The 20,073-nt window shown below is 72.8% G+C and carries 23 protein-coding genes; 21 read left to right on the top strand and 2 right to left on the bottom strand.

Annotation, left to right across the window (positions count from 1 at the left end; all coding sequences use genetic code 11):
• The first annotated feature begins 1 nt into the window (after position 1).
• The 18 genes from OG514_RS27725 (at position 2) to OG514_RS27640 (ending at position 15,153) form a co-directional block, all read left to right on the top strand.
• Positions 2-1,039 (top strand): beta-ketoacyl synthase N-terminal-like domain-containing protein, encoded by a 1,038-nt coding sequence (locus tag OG514_RS27725; protein ID WP_266899419.1) that lies wholly within the window; start codon positions 2-4, stop codon positions 1,037-1,039.
• The gene (locus OG514_RS27720; protein WP_266899417.1) at positions 1,036-1,806 is read left to right on the top strand and encodes an alpha/beta fold hydrolase; all 771 of its coding nucleotides are present in this window, start codon (positions 1,036-1,038) and stop codon (positions 1,804-1,806) included. Before OG514_RS27725 ends, OG514_RS27720 begins: the two co-directional genes overlap by 4 nt.
• The gene (locus tag OG514_RS27715) at positions 1,803-2,801 is read left to right on the top strand and encodes a hypothetical protein (protein WP_323181617.1); all 999 of its coding nucleotides are present in this window, start codon (positions 1,803-1,805) and stop codon (positions 2,799-2,801) included. Before OG514_RS27720 ends, OG514_RS27715 begins: the two co-directional genes overlap by 4 nt.
• A complete protein-coding gene (locus OG514_RS27710) occupies positions 2,801-4,012 on the top strand; it encodes a beta-ketoacyl synthase (RefSeq protein ID WP_266899415.1) in 1,212 nt (403 codons plus the stop codon). Before OG514_RS27715 ends, OG514_RS27710 begins: the two co-directional genes overlap by 1 nt.
• Complete coding sequence (locus tag OG514_RS27705) at positions 4,006-5,037, top strand: beta-ketoacyl synthase N-terminal-like domain-containing protein (protein ID WP_266899413.1); 1,032 nt, start codon at positions 4,006-4,008, stop codon at positions 5,035-5,037. Before OG514_RS27710 ends, OG514_RS27705 begins: the two co-directional genes overlap by 7 nt.
• Positions 5,018-5,875, top strand: coding sequence for an SDR family oxidoreductase (locus tag OG514_RS27700; protein WP_266899411.1), 858 nt, complete (start codon positions 5,018-5,020; stop codon positions 5,873-5,875). Before OG514_RS27705 ends, OG514_RS27700 begins: the two co-directional genes overlap by 20 nt.
• Positions 5,875-6,987: a beta-ketoacyl synthase N-terminal-like domain-containing protein gene (locus OG514_RS27695; RefSeq protein WP_266899409.1), complete on the top strand. Its 1,113-nt coding sequence runs from the start codon at positions 5,875-5,877 to the stop codon at positions 6,985-6,987. The genes OG514_RS27700 and OG514_RS27695 overlap by 1 nt, the downstream gene beginning before the upstream one ends.
• 64 nt (positions 6,988-7,051) lie before the next feature.
• Positions 7,052-7,315 (top strand): acyl carrier protein, encoded by a 264-nt coding sequence (locus OG514_RS27690; RefSeq protein ID WP_266899407.1) that lies wholly within the window; start codon positions 7,052-7,054, stop codon positions 7,313-7,315.
• Positions 7,312-7,728 carry a 3-hydroxyacyl-ACP dehydratase FabZ family protein gene (locus tag OG514_RS27685; protein WP_266899405.1) on the top strand — a complete coding sequence of 139 codons (417 nt, stop codon included), beginning with the start codon at positions 7,312-7,314 and terminating at the stop codon, positions 7,726-7,728. Before OG514_RS27690 ends, OG514_RS27685 begins: the two co-directional genes overlap by 4 nt.
• Positions 7,725-8,234 (top strand): 3-hydroxyacyl-ACP dehydratase FabZ family protein, encoded by a 510-nt coding sequence (locus tag OG514_RS27680; protein WP_266899403.1) that lies wholly within the window; start codon positions 7,725-7,727, stop codon positions 8,232-8,234. Before OG514_RS27685 ends, OG514_RS27680 begins: the two co-directional genes overlap by 4 nt.
• Positions 8,235-8,246: 12 nt before the next feature.
• Positions 8,247-8,993 (top strand): 3-oxoacyl-[acyl-carrier-protein] reductase, encoded by a 747-nt coding sequence (gene fabG, locus OG514_RS27675; protein WP_266899401.1) that lies wholly within the window; start codon positions 8,247-8,249, stop codon positions 8,991-8,993.
• 53 nt (positions 8,994-9,046) lie between these two features.
• Positions 9,047-9,808 (top strand): 2-hydroxychromene-2-carboxylate isomerase, encoded by a 762-nt coding sequence (locus OG514_RS27670; RefSeq protein WP_266899399.1) that lies wholly within the window; start codon positions 9,047-9,049, stop codon positions 9,806-9,808.
• Positions 9,789-10,682: an alpha/beta fold hydrolase gene (locus tag OG514_RS27665; RefSeq protein ID WP_266899397.1), complete on the top strand. Its 894-nt coding sequence runs from the start codon at positions 9,789-9,791 to the stop codon at positions 10,680-10,682. The genes OG514_RS27670 and OG514_RS27665 overlap by 20 nt, the downstream gene beginning before the upstream one ends.
• Positions 10,683-10,687: 5 nt before the next feature.
• Positions 10,688-12,688, top strand: coding sequence for a 3-hydroxyacyl-CoA dehydrogenase NAD-binding domain-containing protein (locus OG514_RS27660; protein WP_266899395.1), 2,001 nt, complete (start codon positions 10,688-10,690; stop codon positions 12,686-12,688).
• A 117-nt stretch (positions 12,689-12,805) separates the two neighbouring features.
• A complete protein-coding gene (locus OG514_RS27655) occupies positions 12,806-13,666 on the top strand; it encodes a 4'-phosphopantetheinyl transferase superfamily protein (protein ID WP_266899393.1) in 861 nt (286 codons plus the stop codon).
• Positions 13,663-13,944, top strand: a complete 282-nt coding sequence (locus OG514_RS27650; RefSeq protein ID WP_266899391.1) for a DUF6059 family protein — start codon at positions 13,663-13,665, stop codon at positions 13,942-13,944. Before OG514_RS27655 ends, OG514_RS27650 begins: the two co-directional genes overlap by 4 nt.
• 92 nt (positions 13,945-14,036) lie before the next feature.
• Positions 14,037-14,642, top strand: a complete 606-nt coding sequence (locus tag OG514_RS27645) for a sigma-70 family RNA polymerase sigma factor (RefSeq protein ID WP_266899389.1) — start codon at positions 14,037-14,039, stop codon at positions 14,640-14,642.
• 7 nt (positions 14,643-14,649) lie between these two features.
• The gene (locus OG514_RS27640; RefSeq protein WP_266900985.1) at positions 14,650-15,153 is read left to right on the top strand and encodes a DUF5134 domain-containing protein; all 504 of its coding nucleotides are present in this window, start codon (positions 14,650-14,652) and stop codon (positions 15,151-15,153) included.
• An 83-nt stretch (positions 15,154-15,236) separates the two neighbouring features.
• On the opposite strand, the gene OG514_RS27635 is transcribed toward OG514_RS27640, so the two are convergent.
• On the bottom strand, positions 15,237-15,518 hold the full coding sequence (locus OG514_RS27635) for a hypothetical protein (RefSeq protein ID WP_266899387.1): 282 nt from the start codon (positions 15,516-15,518) through the stop codon (positions 15,237-15,239).
• Positions 15,519-15,770: 252 nt separating this feature from the next.
• Between OG514_RS27635 and OG514_RS27630 the strand changes: the two genes are divergently transcribed.
• Together OG514_RS27630 and OG514_RS27625 are read left to right on the top strand one after the other, a co-directional pair.
• Complete coding sequence (locus OG514_RS27630; protein WP_266899385.1) at positions 15,771-16,742, top strand: acetylxylan esterase; 972 nt, start codon at positions 15,771-15,773, stop codon at positions 16,740-16,742.
• A gap of 42 nt (positions 16,743-16,784) precedes the next feature.
• Positions 16,785-17,240 (top strand): hypothetical protein, encoded by a 456-nt coding sequence (locus tag OG514_RS27625; RefSeq protein WP_266899383.1) that lies wholly within the window; start codon positions 16,785-16,787, stop codon positions 17,238-17,240.
• Positions 17,241-17,397: 157 nt separating this feature from the next.
• Here OG514_RS27625 and OG514_RS27620 read toward each other — a convergent pair whose 3' ends face one another.
• Positions 17,398-18,588: a cytochrome P450 gene (locus OG514_RS27620; protein WP_266899381.1), complete on the bottom strand. Its 1,191-nt coding sequence runs from the start codon at positions 18,586-18,588 to the stop codon at positions 17,398-17,400.
• Positions 18,589-18,825: 237 nt separating this feature from the next.
• Here OG514_RS27620 and OG514_RS27615 point away from each other — a divergent pair, with 237 nt between their 5' ends.
• On the top strand, positions 18,826-20,052 hold the full coding sequence (locus OG514_RS27615) for a cytochrome P450 (protein WP_266899379.1): 1,227 nt from the start codon (positions 18,826-18,828) through the stop codon (positions 20,050-20,052).
• The last annotated feature ends 21 nt before the right edge of the window (positions 20,053-20,073 follow it).

Genomic DNA, 20,073 nt, shown 5'->3' with positions numbered 1-20,073 from the left:
GGTGCGCACACGCGTGGTGATCAGCGGGCTGGGCACGGCTCTGGCCGGCGTGTCGGGTCCCGGCGCGCTGCTCGGGGCCGGGGGCCCCGCGGCCGGCCCGGACCCGGTGAGCACGTTGCGGGGTCCCGGCCTGCGGTACAAGGACCGTGCCACCAAGCTCGCGCTGTGCGCGGCCGAGCGGGCGTTGCGCGACGCGGGGCTGCTCGACGCGGACGGCAAGGTGACGGACGGCTCGGAGGCGGACGGCTCGGGCACGGACCGGCCGGACTTCGGTGTCGTGGTCAGCACCAACTGGGGGAACGTGGACACCGTCTGCGACACCTCGGCGACCATCCGGGAGCGCGGCTACGCGGCGACGAGTCCGATGCTGCTGCCGAACACGGCGAGCAATGTCACCGCTTCCTGGGTGGCGATCACCCACGGGCTGCGCGGCGCCAACGTGACCTTGTGCAACGGGCCCACGTCCGGGCTCGACGCGGTCCACTGGGCCCGCAACCTCATCGCCTCCGGCCGTCTGACCCGCGCCCTGGTGATCGGCGTCGAGCCGGTGAACGCGCCCGTCGAGCGGCTCGTCGGCGGGGCCGGGGACGACGGCGTCCCGCTCCTGGACGGCGCCGTCGCGCTCGTCGCCGAGGCGGAGGAGGCCGTCCTGGCCCGCGGGGGCCGGTCACTCGCCGCCGTCGGCCCCTACGCGCGCCGCTCCGACCTGGGTGCGGCCGTGTCGGAGGTCCGGCGGCACGAGACGGCGCCGCCGGGCCTGTGGTACCTGCCCGAACCGCCGCTCGGGGCCGTCGCGCCGGCCCGTCCGCACCAGGATTCCGTACCCACCCACGACCTGAGTGCGCGGTTCGGCCGCTGCTCGGGAGCGCTGGGCGTCCTGCAGTGCGTGGCGGCCACCGCCGAGCTGGTCCGGACGGGGCACACGTCCGTGCTGGCCTCGGCGGGCCACGGCACCGGGCCGGGGCGGCCGGGCACGGGTGACGACGCGGCGGCGGCGCTGCTCCTTCTCTCCTCGTCCGCGTCGGGGGGTGCGCCGTGACGCGGTTGAGGGTCGCGCTGCTGCACGGCCTCGCGGGCAGCACCGCGCTGTGGCAGCCGTGGTGCGCACAGCCGCCCGACGGGGTGGAACTGCTTCCCGTCGACATCGACTGGCCGGTCGACGGCTCCGCGCACCCCGAGGGGCCGGGCGATCCCGCGAAGCTGGTCGCTCGGGCGGTGCGCACCACCGGGGCCGAGGTGGTGGTGGCGCACTCGTTCGCGGCCAACGCCCTGCTGGAGTTCCTCGTCCGGGAGCACGACAGCGGTCTGCGGGGCGCGGTGCTCGTGTCGCCGTTCTACCGGCCCCGGCAGCGGGACTTCGACTGGTCGGCGATCTCCTACTACTTCAACCGTTTCCATCTCATCCTCGAAGAAGGGCTCAGCGTCTCGTCCGGCGACCGGCTGCCGCCCGCGACCCGGGAGTCCATGGCCCTCCGGGTACGGGAGCGGATCGGGCCGTACGGATGGATGGACTTCTTCGGCGCGTATCTGCGGACCCCCCATCTCGCCGTACACCGCGTCCGCCTCCCGGTGCTCACCGTCGCGGGCGAGAACGACTTCGCCGCGCGCCCCACGGACGCGGCGGCGCTCGACCGGGCGCTGCCCGCCGGACGTCTCGAACTCCTGCCGTCCTGCGGGCACTTCCCGATGGCCGAGCAGCCCGCCCGGTTCGGTGAACTCCTCACCGACTTCCTCGGTTCGCTCACCGCCGCACCCCATCCCCCCGGCGGCCCGCCGCCGGCCATCACCTCACTGGAGATGACGTGATAGAGGCCTCAGTCTCTGCTGCCCGCCCGCTGCCCACCGCCTCCCCGGTGACCCGGCGGACCACGACGGTCCGGCTCAGGCCCCGTTTCGAGGGGTCGAACATCTGCACCTGGATCGGCTTCAAGCACGTCAACTACCTGGTGGAAGAGGCCGTTCTCGAACACTTCCGGCGCGGTGGCTGGGCCGCCGGGATGCTGTACGAGGACTACGGGCTCTGCGTCGACATCGTGGACATCAACGCCCGGATCCTGTCCGCCACGCACATCGACGACGACGTGACGGCGCAGGTCGTGCCGGAGGAGCAGCCCGTCGACGGGGAGATGGCACTCTCCGTCACCCTTCATGTGGACGGCCCGACGCCGGTGAAGACCGTCGCCGCGAAGGTACGGGTGGCCCTGCGCGTCGACCCTCGCGGGGGCGGCGCCGCACCGGTCCCCGCCCCGGTCGAACCGTTCGCCGTGGACCGGATCGCACGCTCCGCGCTCGTCCAGGTGCCACTCGCCGCGGCGCCGCCGGCCAAGGCCGAGGACGGTGAGGCGCTGCTCGCCGAGCTGACCGGCCACTCCAACGCGTACGGGTGGAAGTGGCGGGTCCCGTACTTCTACTGCCACTTCACCGAGCGTCTGCAGATGTCGGGCTATCTGCGTCTGATGGAGGAGGCGGTCGACCTGTTCCTGGAGGACCGCGGCATCTCCATCAAGCGGCTGCTCGACGAGCAGGACTGGATTCCGGTGGTGCCGCAGAACTCGGTCTCCATGCTGGAGGAGGTGGGGATGGAGGAGGAGCTGTACACGGTCCTCACTGTCGAGAACGTGTTCAAGCGGCTCACCTACACGGCCCGGATGGACTGCTACGTGCTGCGGGACGGCGTTCCGGTGCACACGGCGACGGGCCGGATCACCCATGGGTACGCGAAGATCGAGAGCCGTCACGACTGGAGCCTGGCGGAGTTCGACGACCGGATGATCCGCGGCCTGAACGGGCAGCAGGGCTGATGGAGCCCGTCCTCATCACCGGCACCGGGGCCGTGACCTGTCACGGCCCCGGGACGCGCGCGCTGTGGGACGCGATGACGACGGGTGCCGCCCGGCCGCCCGACAAGCTCCCCGATCCGTACGCCCGGATGGATCTGCCGCTGATGTACCTGGTGCCCGAGGACGGGCCGGCGGACCGGGCCGGGCACCGGTCCGCGGACGGGGCCGGGCGGGCGACGTCGTTCGCGCTCGCCGCGGCCCGGGAGGCGCTCGCCGAGGCCGGGATCGAGCCGGGGCACCTGCCCGCGAGCCGGACCGCGGTCGTGCTCGGCACCTGCATGGGGTCCACCGGGGAGCAGGAGCGGGACCGGGTCGAGGAACGGCGGTCCTGGGCGTCGTCGGACGGGGAGGAGTGGCGTCCCGGCTTCGACGTCGCCTCCGGGCTCGCGGCGGCCCTCGGCGTCGGCGGTGTCGTCACGAGTGTGAGCAACGCCTGCGCGGCGAGCGGCTTCGCGCTGGGCATCGCCGCCGACCTCATCCGCTGCGGCGAGGCCGACGTGGTGATCAGCGGCGGGGCCGACGCCTACTCCCGCATCGCGCTGGCGAGCTTCAACCGGATGGGAGCCGTGGACCCCAGGGGCTGCCGTCCGTTCGCGGTGGACCGGGCGGGGACGGTGTTCGGCGAGGGTGCGGCCGTGGTGGTCCTGGAGTCGGCCGCGCACGCCGCGGCCCGCGGGGCACGCCCGTCGGCCGAACTGGCGGACTGCGGCTGGAGCTGCGACGCCCACCATCCGACGGCGCCCGAGCCGGGCGGCGAGCAGATCACCCGGACGATGCGGCTGACGCTTCGGGCGTCGGGGCTCGGTCCCGACGACATCGGCTGTGTCATCCCGCACGGAACGGGCACCCGGCTCAACGACCAGGTGGAGAGCGCGGCGCTGAACAGCGTGTTCGCCGGCGCGGACGGCGGGGTGCCGCCGCTCTACAGTCTGAAGGCGCTCATCGGCCACACCGGTGGCGCCGCCGCGGGGCTCGCCGCGGTCGCCGCGACACTCGTCGTGCGGCACGGGTCCGTACCCGGCAACGTGCCTGTGGGCCGGCAGGACCCGGAGTGCGCCGTCCCGGTGTTCCCGGCCCCGGTCCCGCTCGGGAACCCGGCGGTGCTGGTGAACGCCTACGCGTTCGGCGGCAACAACGCCTCGTTCGTGGTCCGGGAGGCGGTCCCGTGCTGACGGTCGCCCAGGACGAGGTGGTGGTGACGGGCGTGGGCCTGGTGTCGCCCCGGCGGACCCCGGCCGGTGTGCTGGACCCCGGTCCCACGGTCGCGGACGCCGAATGGTTCGACGCGCGGGCCGAGCTGGGGCCGCGCGGCCACAAGTACCTGCCGCCCGGGGCCCGTTATCTGCTGGCCGCGGGCCGTCGGGCGCTGCGGGCGGCCGGCCCGGTGGACGAGGTGCCGCCGGAGCTGCGCGGCCTGGTCCTCGGGACGAACAGCGCCCTCGCCCCGCTGTTCCGGGACATGGACCGGACGGTGATCGAGAGCGGCGCCGAGCGCCTCAGCCCGGCGACCGCTCCCTACTTCGCGATCAACGTCCTCGCCAGCAGGCTCGCCTCGGAGGAGATGTTCAAGGGGTTCAGTCTGACGCTCACCTCCCCGGCCGTGGCCGGCCTGGAGGCGGTGGAGGTCGCGACGCGCGCACTGCGCCTCGGCCGGGCCCGTACGGTGCTCGTCACCGCGGCCGAGGACCGGGTCCCGCCGGGGGAACCCGGCGCCGGGAGCGGCGAGGAGGGCGCCGTGGGTCTCGTCCTCGAACCCCGGGCGCACGCGGAGCGGCGCGGAGCGCACATCCAGGGGGTGTGCCGCGTCCGCTCGGCCTTCGTGCCTCCGGCCGGCGGGCGGGACGCACCGGGCGGGGAACTGAGCCGCCGCGTGGCGGACCTGGTCCACGCACTGTGCCCGGAGTGGGAGCGGCGCCCCCTGCCGGTGTACGCGGTCCTCGACGGCTCGGCGCGCGGCCGGGCCGTCGCCCGGGAACTCGCGGCGCTGACCGGCGGGGCGCGGCCGTTGTACGAGAGGACCGCGGGCGCGGGGTGCCTCGCCCCGCTGCTGCACGCGGGGGCCCTGCTCTCCACCGGGGCCGAGGACTGCGTCGTCGTCACCGCGACGGCGACCGGACAGCTCGCGGCGGCCCGCGTCGGCGGCGCCGCCACTCACCATCACCCGGCGGGAGGGATCGATGCCGAAGTCTCTGCGTGACAGCTGGTGTCTGGTACTGGGAGTCTCCAGCGGCATGGGCCGGGCGACCGCCCTGGCCCTGGCCGAGGAGGGCGCCCACATCATCGGGGTGCACTTCGACCACGGCGAAGCGGCGGCGCGGGCCAAGGAGCTGGAGGGCGAGCTACGGGCGCTCGGGTCCCGGGCCCACCTGTTCAACGCCAATGCCGCCGCCGCCCGCACCCGGCAGCAACTCATCCCCACCATCACAGAGTTGACCGGCGGGGCGGGTCTGCTGACGGTGCTGCACTCGCTGGCCTTCGGGTCCCTCGTACCGTTCCTTCCGCGGGACGACGACAAGACCGTCCTCACCCCGCGGCAGATGGACATGACGCTCGACGTCATGGCGCACAGCCTCGTGTACTGGACGCAGGATCTGATGGCGGCGGGGCTGCTGCACCACGGCGCGAAGATCCTCGCCATGACCAGCGCCGGGACGAGCCAGGTGCTGCCGAGCTACGGGGCCGTGTCGGCGGCCAAGGCGGCACTGGAGTCGCATGTACGTCAGCTCGCCTGCGAACTGGCGCCGCACGGCGTCTCGGTGAACGCGCTGCGGGCGGGTGTCACCGTCACCCCGTCGCTGCTGCGCATCCCGGGCCACGCCGAGTTCGTGGACCGGTCCGCCTCGGTCAACCCGCACGGCCGGCTGACGAGGCCCGAGGACGTGGCCGACGTGGTCGTGATGCTCTCGCGCGCCGAGTCCTCGTGGCTCACCGGCAACACCATCGGCGTCGACGGCGCGGAGCTGGTCGCCGCGGGAACCACCTGGAACAGGAACCGCGGCGACGACGCGCCGCACGAGGGAAGGGGCGCCCACTGATGGCTGTCATCTCACCGGCCCGCAGGTCCACCGTGATCTCGGACTGGTCCGCGCTGTCGCCGTACGGCATCGGCGGCGAGGCGTTCACGGAAGGGGTGCGGGCCGGACGGACCGTCGTCCCCCGGCTCAACAGCGAGGAATGGCAGGCCCCTTCCGACCAGGTCTGCCTCGTCCCCGGCTTCGACGTGGTCGAGGCGCTGGGCAGCCGGGGCACCCGTTCCATGGACCGGCTCACCGGCATCACGGTGGCCACGCTCGGCTCGCTCCTCGAACCGTTCGGGTCGCGCAAGCCGCTCCCCGCGGCCCCCGAGAGGGTCGGGCTCGTCCTCGGCACGGGCTCCGGCAGCGTGCAGAGCACCATGGACTTCACCCGGGACTCCCTCACCGGCGCCAAGCCCTTCTACGTCGACCCGGCGCGCTTCCCGAACACGGTGATGAACCGGGCCGCCGGCCAGAGCGCCATCTGGTACGGATTCAAGGGACCGAACGCCACCCTCGCGGGGGGCCCGCTGACCGGACTGCAGGCCCTGCGCTACGCGACACGGCTGCGCGAGCGGGGGCACTGCGAGGCCGTGCTGTGCGGCGCGGTCGAGGAGTTCTCGGTGCAGCGCGCCTGGCTGGACTGGCACACCGGCGATCCCCGCGACAGGGGCGCGACCCCGCTCGCCGAGGGCTGCGCCATGTTCCTCCTGGAGGACGCGGACTCCGCCGCGCGGCAGGGCCGCCGGCCGCGCGCGGAGATCCTCTCGGCACGGTTCGCCGCGTTCCACTCTCCGGAGGACCTGCGCCCGACGCTCGTACGGTGCATCCGCAACGCCCTGCGGGACGCGGGGGTGAGTCCCGCCGAGGTACGCCTCGCGGCTCCTTCGGACGCCACCGGCGGCCCGCCCGGAGTCGAGGCGGAAGCCCTCGCCGAGGCGATGGACGGCACCGAGGCCGAACTCGTGCGGGTCCGCGACCTGTTCGGGGACGCCTCCGCCGCGTCGGCCGCCCTGCAGCTCGCCGCCGTGCTCGCCGTCGGCCCGACCGGACCCGGTGACGGAGGCGTCGCCCTGGTGACCTCCCTCGACGGGGACGGCCTCGTCGCCTGTACGGTCCTGCGCCTGCTGTGACCCCCGACCGTGCCGTGGCCCGCCCACCGCACCCCCGATCGTCCCTCCCCCGGAAAGGAAGCCCATGTCCGAGCAGACCGGCACCGAACTGGACCTGGAAGCGCTGCGCGTCCTGATCGCCGAGATCCTGGACGTCGACGTCGCGGAGGTCTCCGACGACGCGCACTTCGTCAACGACCTGGGCGTGGACTCGCTCATGGCCCTGGAGATCACCGTCCGCCTGGAGCAGGAGTTCTCCGTCACGCTGGCCGAGGAGGAGCTGCAGAAGATCTCCACCCTGGCGACGACCCACGCACTCCTCGAAGAGACGCTGCGGGCCGCCTCATGACGGGGACGGCGCCCTCGCTGCTCGGACTGGCCGCGCGGACGGTGGAGTTCACGGACGACACGGTGACGGCTCTGGCCACGGTCGATCCCGGGTACGAGGCGTTCCCTGGGCACTATCCGGGGTTCCCCGTGTTCCCCGGGGTCGGCCTCATCGAATTGGCCGACGGCACGGTGACGGCCGACCAGGAGCGCCGGGGCCGCACCGTGGAGCTCATCGGCGTGGAGCTCTGCCGGTTCCGCGAACCCGTCTTCCCGGGCGACGAACTGACGATCCGGGTGACGTACCACGCACCGCGGGCGGGCGACTCCGGGGTGCGCTCCACGGTGGCGATCGACACGGGGCGGGGCCGAGCCGCCGACCTGCGGATCGTCCACGAGCACCGGCCGGCGGCCGGGCCCGGAGGTGCGGTGTGACCAGGCAGCCGGAGTCGGCGGACGTCGCCGGCATCACCCGGATCATTCCGCACCGCTACCCGATGCTGCTCGTCGACCGGGTGACCGCCGCCGTGCCCGGGGAGCGGCTCACCGCCGTCAAGGCCGTCACGGTGAACGAACCGCACTACCGCAGGGTGCCGGCCGGTGCCACGTCGGCCGGGTTCCGCTATCCGCTGCCGCTGCTCGTGGAGTCCTGGGCGCAGGCGGCGGTCCTGCTCGCCGTCTGGGACACCCCCAACCCCGATGTGACCACCGGCAAGGTGGAACTCGCCGGAGCGCTGGACCGGATGCGGTTCGGCCACCCCGTGTATCCGGGTGATGTGCTCGAACACGAGGTGCACGTCGTCCGCGCGGTCGGTGACACCACCCTGCTCGCCGGACGGACCCTGGTCGGCGGCTCCACGGCGCTGGAGGTCGGGAACTTCATCGTCGCCCTCCGCCCGCTGTCCGATCTCGCCCAGCCCCAGCCCCAGCCCCTTCACTGAGGAGTCACGAGCATGCCCGGACAGGACCGTCCCGTCGCCCTGGTCACCGGTGGATCCCGGGGGATCGGGCGCGCGGTGGTGCAACGGCTGGCCCAGGACGGCTACGACATCGCGTTCTGCTACCGCTCCCAGCCCGAGTCGGCCGAGAAGACCGCGGAGCTGGCCCGTACGACGGGGGCGCGCGTCCTCGCCCATCGGGCCGACGTCGCCGATCCGGCCGCCGCCCGGGCCTTCGTCGCGCTGACGGAGAAGGAGGTGGGGCCGGTCGACACGGTGGTCAGCTGCGCGGGGATCATCCGCGACAAGCCCCTGGTGCTGATGGCCCAGGAGGACTGGCAGGACGTCGTCGACGTCAATCTGAACGGCACCTACAACATCTGCCGGGCCGCGGTCTTCCCGATGATGAAGCGCCGCGCCGGATCCCTGGTGACCCTCTCCTCGGTGGCCGGTGTGTACGGCAACGTCGGGCAGTCCAACTACGCCGCCACCAAGGCCGGGATCATCGGCTTCACCCGGTCCGTGGCCAAGGAGTTGGGGCGCTACGGCATCCGCGCGAACGTCGTCGCGCCGGGGTTCGTCGCCACCGACATGACCGCGGAACTGAGCGGTGCCGTCGCCGAGCAGATGCGGGAGCGCATCGCGCTCGACCGTTTCGGCGAGCCCGAAGAGGTCGCGGACCTGGTGTCGTTCCTGGTCTCCGACCGTGCCGCGTACATCACGGGCCAGGTCGTGCAGATCGACGGCGGCATCTCTCTCTGACTACTCCGACTCCGACCCTGACCTCCGACTCCGACCTCTGAAGGGGGACGGTGATGGCACCACCCGACCGCGGCGCCGGCCGGACGGCCGTACCGAAGCGCCGCTTCTACTTCTCCTTGCGCAGCCCTTATTCCTGGCTCGCCCACCATGATCTGATGAACCACCATGCCGGGCCGGCCGACACCCTGGAGTGGGTGCCGTACTGGGAGCCCGACGAACGGACCACGGCTCTGCTCTCCGACACGGGCAGCACGTTCGTGTACACGCAGATGTCGCGCGCCAAGCATTTCTACATCCTCGCCGATGTGCGTCGACTGGCGAACGACCGTGGCCTGAAGGTCAGTTGGCCGGTCGATCACGCGCCGGTGTGGGAGGTGCCGCACCTGGCGTATCTCGCCGCCCGCCGCCGGGGGCTCGGACCGGCCTTCGTCGAGCAGGCCCAGCAGGCCCGCTGGCAGGAGGGGCTGGACATCTGCGACCGGGCCACCATGGCCGGGATCGCCGACCGGCTGGGCCTGGCCCGGGACGTCCTCACCGGGGCCGCCGACGATCCGGGGCTGCGCGAGGAAGGCGCCGAGGCACTGCGGTCGGCGATCCGCGAAGGCGTGTTCGGGGTTCCGTTCTTCGTCAACGGTCACGACAAGTACTGGGGCGTCGACCGGCTCTCCGCCTTCCTCGCCTCGTTGGCCCCGGACACTGACGCGGGCGGCGGTCCCGGTCCCAGTTCCGCTTCCGCTTCCGCTTCCGAGTCGGTCGCGGCGGAGGCGGACGTCCGCCCGGGAGGTGACATCGGCCATGCGGGTGGATGCGGCTGATCCGTCGGGGACGTTCGCGCCCCTCGGCCCTGAGACGGTGTCCGAGGTCGTCACCTCCGGCGACTGGACGTTCGGGGTCCACCGACAGGGCACCGGGACGCCCGTGGTGCTGCTGCACGGGCTGCTCACCGACAGCAGGGTCTGGCTCCCGGTCATGGCCGGGCTCCGTCACGAGCACCCCGTCGTCGCGGTCGACGGGCCCGGGCACGGTCTCGCCCCGGCCCGTGGCACCCCGTACACCCTGGAGGAGGAGGTGGACCGGCTCGCCGATGCCTACCGGGCGCTCGGTGACGGCCGCCCCACGGTCTGGGTCGGCCACTCGATGGGCGGAATGAAGGCGCTGCGGATGGCGCTGCGGCATCCCTCCCTGGTCTCGGGACTCGTGCTCGTCGACACCCAGCCCTATGCCGAGCCGGAGTCGACGGCCCGGCCGTTCCTGGCGATGGTCGAGACCGTCTTGAGCTACGGGATGAGCGAGGATCTCGCCCGGATGGTCGCGCGGCTGAACTTCCACCGCTCGTTCCAGGGCAGCGACCCCGCCCGGTACTGGATCGATCACTTCCGCACCCTGACGGGTGAGCGGATCGAGCAGGCCTGCAACTCGGTCTACACGCGCGGCGACATCGCGGACCTGTTGCCGGGCATCACCGTCCCGACGCTGGTCGTGCACGGGAGCGGCGACGTACCGATCCGGCCTCCGGTCGCCGCCCGCTACACGACGCTCCTCCCGCACGCCCGGCTCGTCGAGCTCCCGGACACCGGTCACACCCCGCCGGTCGAGCGCCCGATCGAACTCCTGGCCCTGATCGAGGAGTTCCTCAAGGCCGGTGCACGTGCGCAGTCCTCGCCCACATCAGCTCTGGAGGATCAGTGACGACCATGCGACAGCCCGCGGTGGAGACCGTCACCGCGGCCCATGTCCGCTTCCTGGACCTTCCCGAGGAGGCCGGACGTTTCGCGCTGATCACGCTCGACAACGGTCTTCCCCCGATGGGTCCCGCGATGCGGCCGGCCACGTTCGGCCCCGAAGGGCTCGCCGCCCTCGACGCGGCGCTCGACACCGTGGCGGCCGCGGCCCGTGCGGGCGAGATCGCGGGTGTCGGGATCACCGGCAAGGCGTTCGTGTTCAGCACCGGCGCCGATCTCGCTCTCGCGGCGGCCGTCACCTCCCGCGAGGAAGCTTCCGCGACGCTCCGCCAGGGCACCCGGGTCTTCCGCCGGCTGGGTGAACTCCCCGTGCCCAGCTTCGCGTTCGTCAACGGCGTGGCCATCGGCGGCGGGGTCGAACTGGCGCTGCACTGCACGTACCGGACCCTGTCCCGCAGCGCTCCGGCCCTCGCGCTGCCCGAGTGCTCGCTCGGTCTCGTCCCGGCCTGGGGCGGCGCCTGGCTGCTGCCGCGGCTGGTCGGTCCGGACACCTCGGTCACGCTCATGCTCGACCACCCCCTGGCCGGCCGCCGGATGCTCGACGCGCCGACCGCACACGGCCTCGGTCTCGCCGACACGCTGGTGGAACCCGGCGGGTTCCTCCAGCTCTCGCTGCAGTGGGCGGCGGACGTGCTGTCCGGCACCACCGTCGTCGAACGCGCGGGCACCTTCGACGACGCGGCCTGGGACACCGCCCTCGACCGCGGCCGCGAGGTGGTCGCGGCCCGCACCCACGGCGTGCTGCCCGCGCCGCGACACCTGCTGGAACTGCTGGAACTCGCCCGCCGCGGCGAGCGGGACGAGGTGTTCGCCGCGGCCGAGGAAGCGGCCACCGAACTGTTCATGAGCCGGGAGTTCCGTGCGAGTCTCTACGCCCTCCGGCTCACTCAGACGCACGCCGCCGGCCATCCCGGGCAGCCCGACCCGCGTCGGGCACGACCCGTGAGGCGGATCGGGATCCTCGGCTCGGGAGCGACGGCCCGGCGGCTCGCCCTGCTGTGCCTGACGAAGCTCCGCATCCCCGTCGTGCTGGTCGACGACGGCCAGGAGACGGTGGACGCCGCGCTCGCCCACGTCCGCAAGGAGCTGGACCGGCTGGTGGCCGAGGGCAGGATCAGCGCCGACGGAGCCGACAGCTGCGCCGGGCTGATCAGCGTGAGTACGGAGCCTGCGACGGCTCTGGCGGCGGCCGACGCGGTGATCGAGGCGACGCCGGGCGACCTGGAGGCCGTACGGGAATCGCTGCGGCGCGCCGAGAACGCCGTCCCCGTGACGTGTCCGCTGGTGTCCACCACACCCGTGTGGTCCCGCAGTGAGCTGGTGGCGGGGCTGAAGTCCCCCGAGCGGCTGGTGCGACTGCACTTCCCGAACGTGGGTGAGACGGGGGCGCTGGCCGAACTGGCCGGCTCACGGGAGGTGGACGAGGCCGCCCGGGCCACCGCCGGGCAGCTTGCGGGCAAGCTCGGCATGCAGTGTCTTCCCGTGGCCGACTCCCCCGGGCTCGTGGTGAACCGGCTGCGGGCCCGTTTCCTCGGCACCCTGCTCGCCGCGGCCGGGGAATCGGCCGGGGCCGGGGACGCGGCCGCCGCGATCGACGGGGCGTGCGAGGAGCTGGCCCTGCCCGTGCCGCCGTCGCGCGTGCTGCGGGAGCTGGGCGAGGAGACCGTGGGCCGGCTCCTGGAGACCATGCCCGGAGACCCTCCCGGCGGCGGAATCACGCCCGGCGCCCCGCTGGACGGCGCGCTGGCCGCCCTCGCCCACGAGATCCGCCTGCTGGTCGACGAGGGCGTCGTCGCGGACGCGCGGGACGTGGACTTCGCGCTGCTCACCTGTGGGGACTGGCCCTTCCACCTCGGCGGCGTGACTCCCCGTCTGGACGACAGCGGCATCTCCGAGAAGACCCTCGGCCGGCGCCTGGGCGAGTGGCCGACCGCCCCGGGCACGGACGCCTAGAGGGTGTCCGGAAAGCAGCGCCGTCTGCCCGACGGGCCAGGCGGGACTTTCCGGACACTACCCAGGGGTTCTCGGCGAGCCCGGCCCGATCCGCAAGACACCCCCTAGGAGCCGTCGATGACCTTGCAGAACTTCGAGGCCGGGCCGTCGGTCGACGCGGCCGCGCCCGTCGGCGCGGCCGCGGAGGAGACGGTCGGCGTGTTCGAGCCCGCCGCGTGGCCCGTCGCCCTGGCCGTTCCCACGGGGAGCGACGCGGACATCTGGCTGCTCCGGGTGCCGTCGGCCTGGCTGACGGAGACCCCGCTGAACGACGCCGTCCTGGACGGGACGGAGCGGCGGCGCGCGGCGGCCTTCATCCACCCCGCCGACCGGGCCGGATACGTGGCCGCCCATGTCGCCCTGCGACGGCTCCTGGGGGCCTATCTCGGCGTCTCCGCCCGGTCGGTGCGCTATCGCAGGGACCCGTGCCCGTGCTGCGGCGGCCCGCACGGACGGCCCACGCTGCTCGCCTCGTCCCCGCCGTACTTCTCGCTCTCCCACGCCGGTGACCTGGTGCTCATCGGGGTGGCGGGGGTGCCGATCGGCGTGGACGTCGAACGCCGTCCCCAGGCGCATACGGTCACCGCGGTCTCCGGGCTGCTGCACCCCTGTGAGCGCGACGGAATCACGGCCGCCGCCCCGGAGCGGCGGGCCGCGGTCTTCACCCGGCTGTGGGCGCGCAAGGAGGCCTACCTCAAGGGCCTCGGCAGCGGTCTGGGGCGGGCACCGAACCTCGACTGCACCAGCGGGGATCCGGGGGCACCGGCCCCGCCCGCCGGCTGGCAACTGATGGACCTGCCGGTGGGGACCGCGCATGTCGCGGCGGCGGTGCGCGGTACGGCGCCGGGAGAGGTGGTGCTGCGGGAGCTGGGGGTGGAGGGCGTGCTGGCGCCGTTCGGCGGCGTCCCGGGCCACGGCTCCACGGGACCCCGTCGATGAGCACATGGAAGAGGCATCACGCCATGGGCCGCCTGCCGGCCCTCCTCTCCCGCTGCTGGCGGCCGGTCATGCGAGCGCTGGTCGGCTACGGCAGCCTGTGGACCCCCCAGGTGGTGCCGGAGCTCCTGGAGCCGTCCTGGCCACCCCCGTCGGCGGCACCCGTGCTCATGGCCGAACCGCCCGCGTGCCACCCCGAACGGCTCACCCCCGATGTGCCGTTGAGCCAGGTCGAGCTCTCCCTGCAGCAACGGTTGTACGCGCGGGGGCCCGAGCGCTGACCCCGCACGGGAGCCCTTCCCGTCGACCCTTCCGCCTCCCTCATGCCCCCTCCCGCCTCCCCTCCCGCACGTTCGTACGACGAGGAGCTGTCATGCCCGTGACCCACGGTCCGCGCGAGACCGCCACGGCGCCGCCCGATGCCACGGTGACGGGCTGGGCACTCGCCGCCCGCGGCGGCGATCCCGAAGCCGTCGACCGCTTCTTCCGCGCCGTGCACCATGACGTGTGGCGTTTCGTGGCCCATCTGAGCGCCGACGCCCAGTCGGCCGACGACCTGACTCAGGAGACCCTTCTCCGCGCGCTCATGGGACTGCGTCGCTTCGAGGGCCGCTCGTCCGCGCGGACCTGGGTGCTGTCCATCGCCCGGCGCGCCGTGGTCGACAGCTACCGGCGCTCGGCCACCCAGCCCCGCCTCTCTCCCGCCGACGACTGGCAGTCCGCCGCCGAGCGGGTCCAGCCGCGCAACGTCCCCGGATTCGACGACGGCGTCGCGCTCTCCGCCCTGGTCGCCACGCTGCCCGACGAACGCCGCGAGGCGTTCGTCCTCACCCAGTTGCTGGGCCTGCCGTACGCCGAGGCGGCGCTGGTCAGCCGCTGTCCGGTGGGTACGGTGCGCTCCCGCGTGTCCCGCGCCCGCACCTCTCTGCTCCAGGATCTGCACGCCGCCGAACACCTCGGCTCGTCGGCGGACGGGTAGGTGCGTGATGCATGGACCGGCGACGGCAAGCTGGCTGCTGGTGGCCCTGTGCGTGGCGGTCGGGACCACCGCCTGCCTGCTGCGGTGGCGCGGCGGCGGGGAGAGCCCCGCGAGGGCGGGCGACGAGGCCCTCATGGGCTTCGGGATGGCGGCCATGGCGGTACCCGCCCTGGTGTTCACGCCGCCCGCGTGGGTCTGGACGGTGTACGGGATGGTCTTCGGCGGCGCGGCACTGAGGGCCCTGTGGTCGGCGCGCGGCGAGCGCCGCCATCTGCACCATGCCGTCGGCTCTCTGGCGATGGTCTACATGGCCGTCGTGATGGCCACGTCCGCGGGCGGCGCCCACGCCGGGCACGGGCCCGGCGGGGCAACGCTGTTGACCGGTCTGCTGCTGGCCTACTACGCCCGGTACGTGCTGTGGGCCGGCTTCCGGCTGGTGGGGGCGGACCTGGCGTCCGCCGGCCGGCTCTCGATGGGCGTCGGAATGCTCACCATGCTGATGACGATGTGAGGTCACCGCAGCGCGCCCCCTTCCTCGACAGGGTCCTCCGTGACAGGGTCCTCCGTTCGCCCGGCCGAAGACGAGGCGGCGGTTCACTCGCCGGCCACGTCCAGGAGCCGGCGGGTGCGGGCGCTCGCCCCGCTGAGTGCGAGCGGGATGCCCAGGCTCGCGCACATGCGGTGGGCGCGGGCGAGTGCGCTGAGGGTGGCCGGGGTGGGCTCGGCGGTGGGGACGGCGACGACCACCCGGGTCGGCCGGTGCGACTGGACCAGGGCCTGGATCTGGAGGGCGGCGGCGGCCCGGTTGGTGACGTCCAGGTCGCGGTGGAGCGTCACGTGCAGGGCATGGTGACGTACGGCGTGACTGATGAGCATGGTGTCCCTCCGCGCAGGACGACGAAGGCCCACAACTGGACACGCTGTGGGCGGTTCGTCCGAGGATGTCATGGGGACCGGGCCGGTGGCGCTCTCGTGACGCCAACGGCGTGGAGTGTCCACCCGGGACGCCTCGAATTCACGTATATGAATCCGGGCGGCCCGGGGACTAGGGTGAAGCAGGCCGGGGGTGAACCGGTCGGTATTTCGAACGTGACCTTCCCTCACCGGGCGACCCACCAGGCGGTGTTCATGACCCAGTTCGACCTGCCCCTCGACCAACTCCGGACGCACCGGAGCGCGTCCGTGGAGCCCGAGGACTTCGACGCCTTCTGGGCGAAGACGCTCGGCGAGGCCCGCGCGCACGAGCTGGACGCACGCTTCGAGGCCGTCCCGACGGGGCTCGCCACGGTGGAGGCCTTCGACGTGACCTTCGCCGGATTCGACGGGCAGCCGGTCAAGGGCTGGTTCGTGCTGCCCGCCGGCACCTCCCAACCGCTTCCGGTCGTGGTGGAGTTCCTCGGCTACGGCGGCGGGCGCGGCCTTCCGCACACCCATCTGCTCTGGGCCTCGGCCGGATTCGCGCACTTCGTGATGGACACGCGCGGGCAGGGCAGCGGCTGGGCCACCGGTGACACCCCGGACCCGGTGGGCAGCGCGCCCTCGTTCCCCGGCTTCATGACCCGGGGCGTCGAGGATCCGTACACCTACTACTACCGGCGGCTGTTCACGGACGCGGTCCGCGCCGTGGAGGCCGCCCGCTCGCACCCGCTGGTGGACGCGAGCCGCACGGCGGTGACGGGCGTCAGCCAGGGCGGCGGGATCACGCTCGCCGTGGCGGGACTCGTACGGAACCTGGTGGCGGTCGCGGCGGACGTGCCGTTCCTGTGCGACTTCCCGCGTGCGACGACGATCACGGACCGCACGCCGTACCGCGAGATAGGCAACTACCTCAAGACGCATCGCGGCCGGGTACGGCAGGTCCAGGAGACGCTCTCCTACTTCGACGGGGTCCACTTCGCGGCCCGCGCCACGGCCCCGGCCCTGTTCTCGACGGCCCTGGAGGACCTGACGTGCCCGCCGTCGACGGTGTTCGCGGCCTTCAACGCGTACGCCGGGGACGAGAAGGCGATCGAGGTGTACGACTTCAACGACCACGAGGGCGGCGGCGCCTTCCAGCAGGCGGCCCAGCTCCGCTGGCTGCCGGGGAAGCTCCGCGGCTGACCCGGCGGTGCCGCCGTGTTCCGGGGTGAAAGGATCACCGTCGTGAACAGCGCGCGTGTGTGGAGCGACGGACCGGTGGGCGACGAGGCGGCGGACGGCGTTCTGTCCCGGCTGCTGGGCGGGGCAGGACCCGGGGTGGCGGATCGGAGGATCGTGACCGGCGCCCTCGTCTGCCGGTACTGCGGCGCGGACCGGTTCGAGGTGACCGCCTGGGAGTGCTTCTGTGACGGTTGCTGTCTGCCGATCGGCGTGCGGGACGGGGACGTGCGCTCCGAGACGACGGTCTGGGAACTCGAACCCTCCGCCCTTCCCGAACCGAGCCCTTCGCCGGCGATGGTCAGATGTCCTGCGGGACACGACCTGTTCCAGGTGGCCGCCGCGTACACGCTCGGCACGGACGGGGACGTCCGGCGCGTGTCGGTCGGCCTGCGGTGTCCCGCCGACGGCGCGCTGAGCCTGTTCGTCGACGACGCGCGCGTGGTGCCGAGGACGACCTGACGCGCGGCCCCGGCCCTCGTCGGGGCACACAGCGGATGGGCCGGAGCCCGAGCCGTGCAGCGGGCTCGGGCTCCGGCGGGGTGCACGGGTGTCGTGCACGGGCGTGGTGCCCGCCTCCAGGACGGGCCGCACGCTCACTGGTTTCAGTGCCAGTACTTCATGGTCGTACCTCCTCCCCCGTGTGTGGACGCAGTGTGACCTCGAAGCGGTCGAGACCGCGAAGGGTCAGATTGCGCCGGTGGTCGGGTTCCGCGACTGCCCGTGCGTCGGGATAGTCCCTGGCCAGGGATCCGAGGACCGATCCGGTGAGCCGGATCGCCATGGACGCGCCCAGACAGGCATGGGCCCCGCGGCCGAACCCGAGGTGCGGGTTCGGGGCGCGGTCGAGTCGCAGCTCTGTGGGGTGGTCGAAACGGAGCGGGTCGTGGTTGGCCGCGCCCAGGAAGAGCGTGACCGGATCACCCGCCTTCATCGTGACGCCACCCAGTTCGGTGTCGGTGACGCAGACCCGGGCGTCCGCCTGGACCGGTGCGTCGTACCGGATGAGTTCGTCCACGGCCGTGGCCGGGGTCGCCCGGAACGCGCCGAGCGCTCCGGGGGTGGTGAGAAGGGCGGCCGCCGCATTGCCGAGCAGCCGGGAGGCCGATTCGTAGCCCGCGTGGAGGACGGCGCGCAGACTGTTGCGCAGAACCGTTTCTGCCACGCCGCTGTCCGCCGCGTGCTCGGCGACGTAGGCGATGAGGCCTTCCTTGGGCGGGTCGGCGAGCCACCCGCCCGCGTACTCGGCGAGCCGGGCGCGGGCCGCTACGGCCGGCTCGTGCTTCTCGGGCCAGAGCCCGGCGTCCATGCCGTCGACGACGGTACGGGACATGGGCACGAACCAGTCGAGCTCGGGGGCCGGGACGCCGAGGAACGCGGTCACGAAGCGGAGGGCCACCGGTTCCGCGAGCTCCCCGACGAGGTCGAAGGAGGGACGCCGGGCCAACTCGGCGAGGAGATCGTCGATCTGCCCCTCCAGGCCGTCGTGCAGCGCCTGGCGGTCCTGCGCCCGGAAGCCGTCGAGCAGCAGGTGCCGGATGGCGGTGTGCTCGGGCGGGTCGAGGGTCTGCACGCTGAGGAGCGGTGCGGGAATGTCCTCCCCGGCGCGGCGCCAGTCGGAGGCGAAACAGTTACTGTCGGTGAGCACGGCGAGGCAGTCGGCATGTCGGGTCAGGACCCAGGAACCGAGCAGTTCGTGCCAGAAGACGGGTGAGGTCTCACGCATCCGGGCGTACGAGGGGTAGGGGTTCCGCAGGATCGACGGACGGGCCAGATCCAGAATCGGGTCCACGGCTGCCGCTTGCTCCACGAAACGTCTCCCCCTGCGCATAGGGCCTGGTTGAGGCCTTGGCTGCTACCGAGTCGAGCCTTACGAGGCACCGGACACCGGTGGGTGGAGCGCCTCGTCGATCTTGTCACCGACTGTTCGCCGGTCCTTCGCCGTACATCATTCGAGCCGAGCGCCGGTGACGCTACCACGCAACTTGGGTGGCTGGTATGACTACTTGCAAGAGATCTTTCACAAAGCTTCGGGGAGTTACGGAAGATGACCGGTCAAGAGCAGACAATCGTTCACGATGTCCCGGTAAACGTCGCTCAACAGCCCAACCCCTACCCGCTCTTCGAGCGCATCCGCGAGCACGGCGTCGTCCAGCGCGTGCGGCTGAATCCCACCCTTGAAGTCTGGATGGTCACGGGTTACGACGAGGCGGTGGCCGCCCTCACCGACCCCCGGCTCAGCAGTAGTCCCGTAGGGGTGACCGGACTTGAGGAGGAGATGGCCCATCAGGAGCGCACCAACGTCCTGATGGCCAGCATGCTCGTCGCCAACGGCGAGGACCACACCCGGCTGCGCAACCTCGTCTCGAAGGCCTTCACGGCCCGACGGGTGGAGCAGCTCGCGCCCCGCGTCCAGGCGCACACCGACGCCTTCCTCGACGCGATCGCGGCACGCGGAACCGCCGATCTGGTCTCGGAGTTCGCCCTGCCGCTGCCGATGGCCGTGCTCAGCGAACTCATCGGCATCCCGGCCGAGGGACAGCCGGACTTCGCCCGTCTCGCGGTCGGCCTGATCATGCCTCCCAACACCCCGGAGCGGCTGGCCAAGGGAGCCGCGGCGCGCGCCGAACTCACCGAGTTCTTCGAGCCGTTGATCGCCGAGCGCAAGAAGGACCCCAAGGACGATCTGCTGAGTGCGCTGTGTGCCGCGCAGGCGGAGGAGCGGATCAGCGACCGCGAGCTGACGGCGATGACGATCCTGCTCACGCTCGCCGGACACGAGACGACGGCGAGCCTCATCGCCAACGGCGTCCACGCCCTGCTGCGCCACCCGGACCAGTTCGCCGCCCTGCGCGACGACCCCTCGCTGCTGCCGGGCGCGATCGAGGAACTCCTGCGCTACGAGGGGCCGGTGAGCCGGGGCGTCGCCCGCTTCACCACCGACGCGTACGAGATCGGCGGGGTCACCGTCCCGCCGGGCGAGATGATCATCATCGGGCTCGCCGCGGCCAACCGCGACCCGGGCCGTTACGACCGTCCCGACATCCTCGACGTGGCACGCCGCGAGGTTCCGCAACAGCTCGCTTTCGGCCACGGTGTGCACTTCTGCCTGGGCGCGCCGCTGGCCCGCGCGGAGGCGAGGATCGCCATCGGCACCCTGCTGCGCCGCTTCCCCGACCTGCGGCTCGCCGACCCGGACGCGGATCTGAGCCGGCGCGAGGGCATCCTGCGCGGCATGGCGACCCTGCCCGTGGCTTTCACGCCCGAGGCCTGAACCACCGTACCGACGGCGGAG

The organism is Streptomyces sp. NBC_00572, assembly GCF_026341815.1.
GTDB lineage: Bacteria > Actinomycetota > Actinomycetes > Streptomycetales > Streptomycetaceae > Streptomyces.
This window is presented reverse-complemented; position numbering and strand designations above follow the sequence as displayed.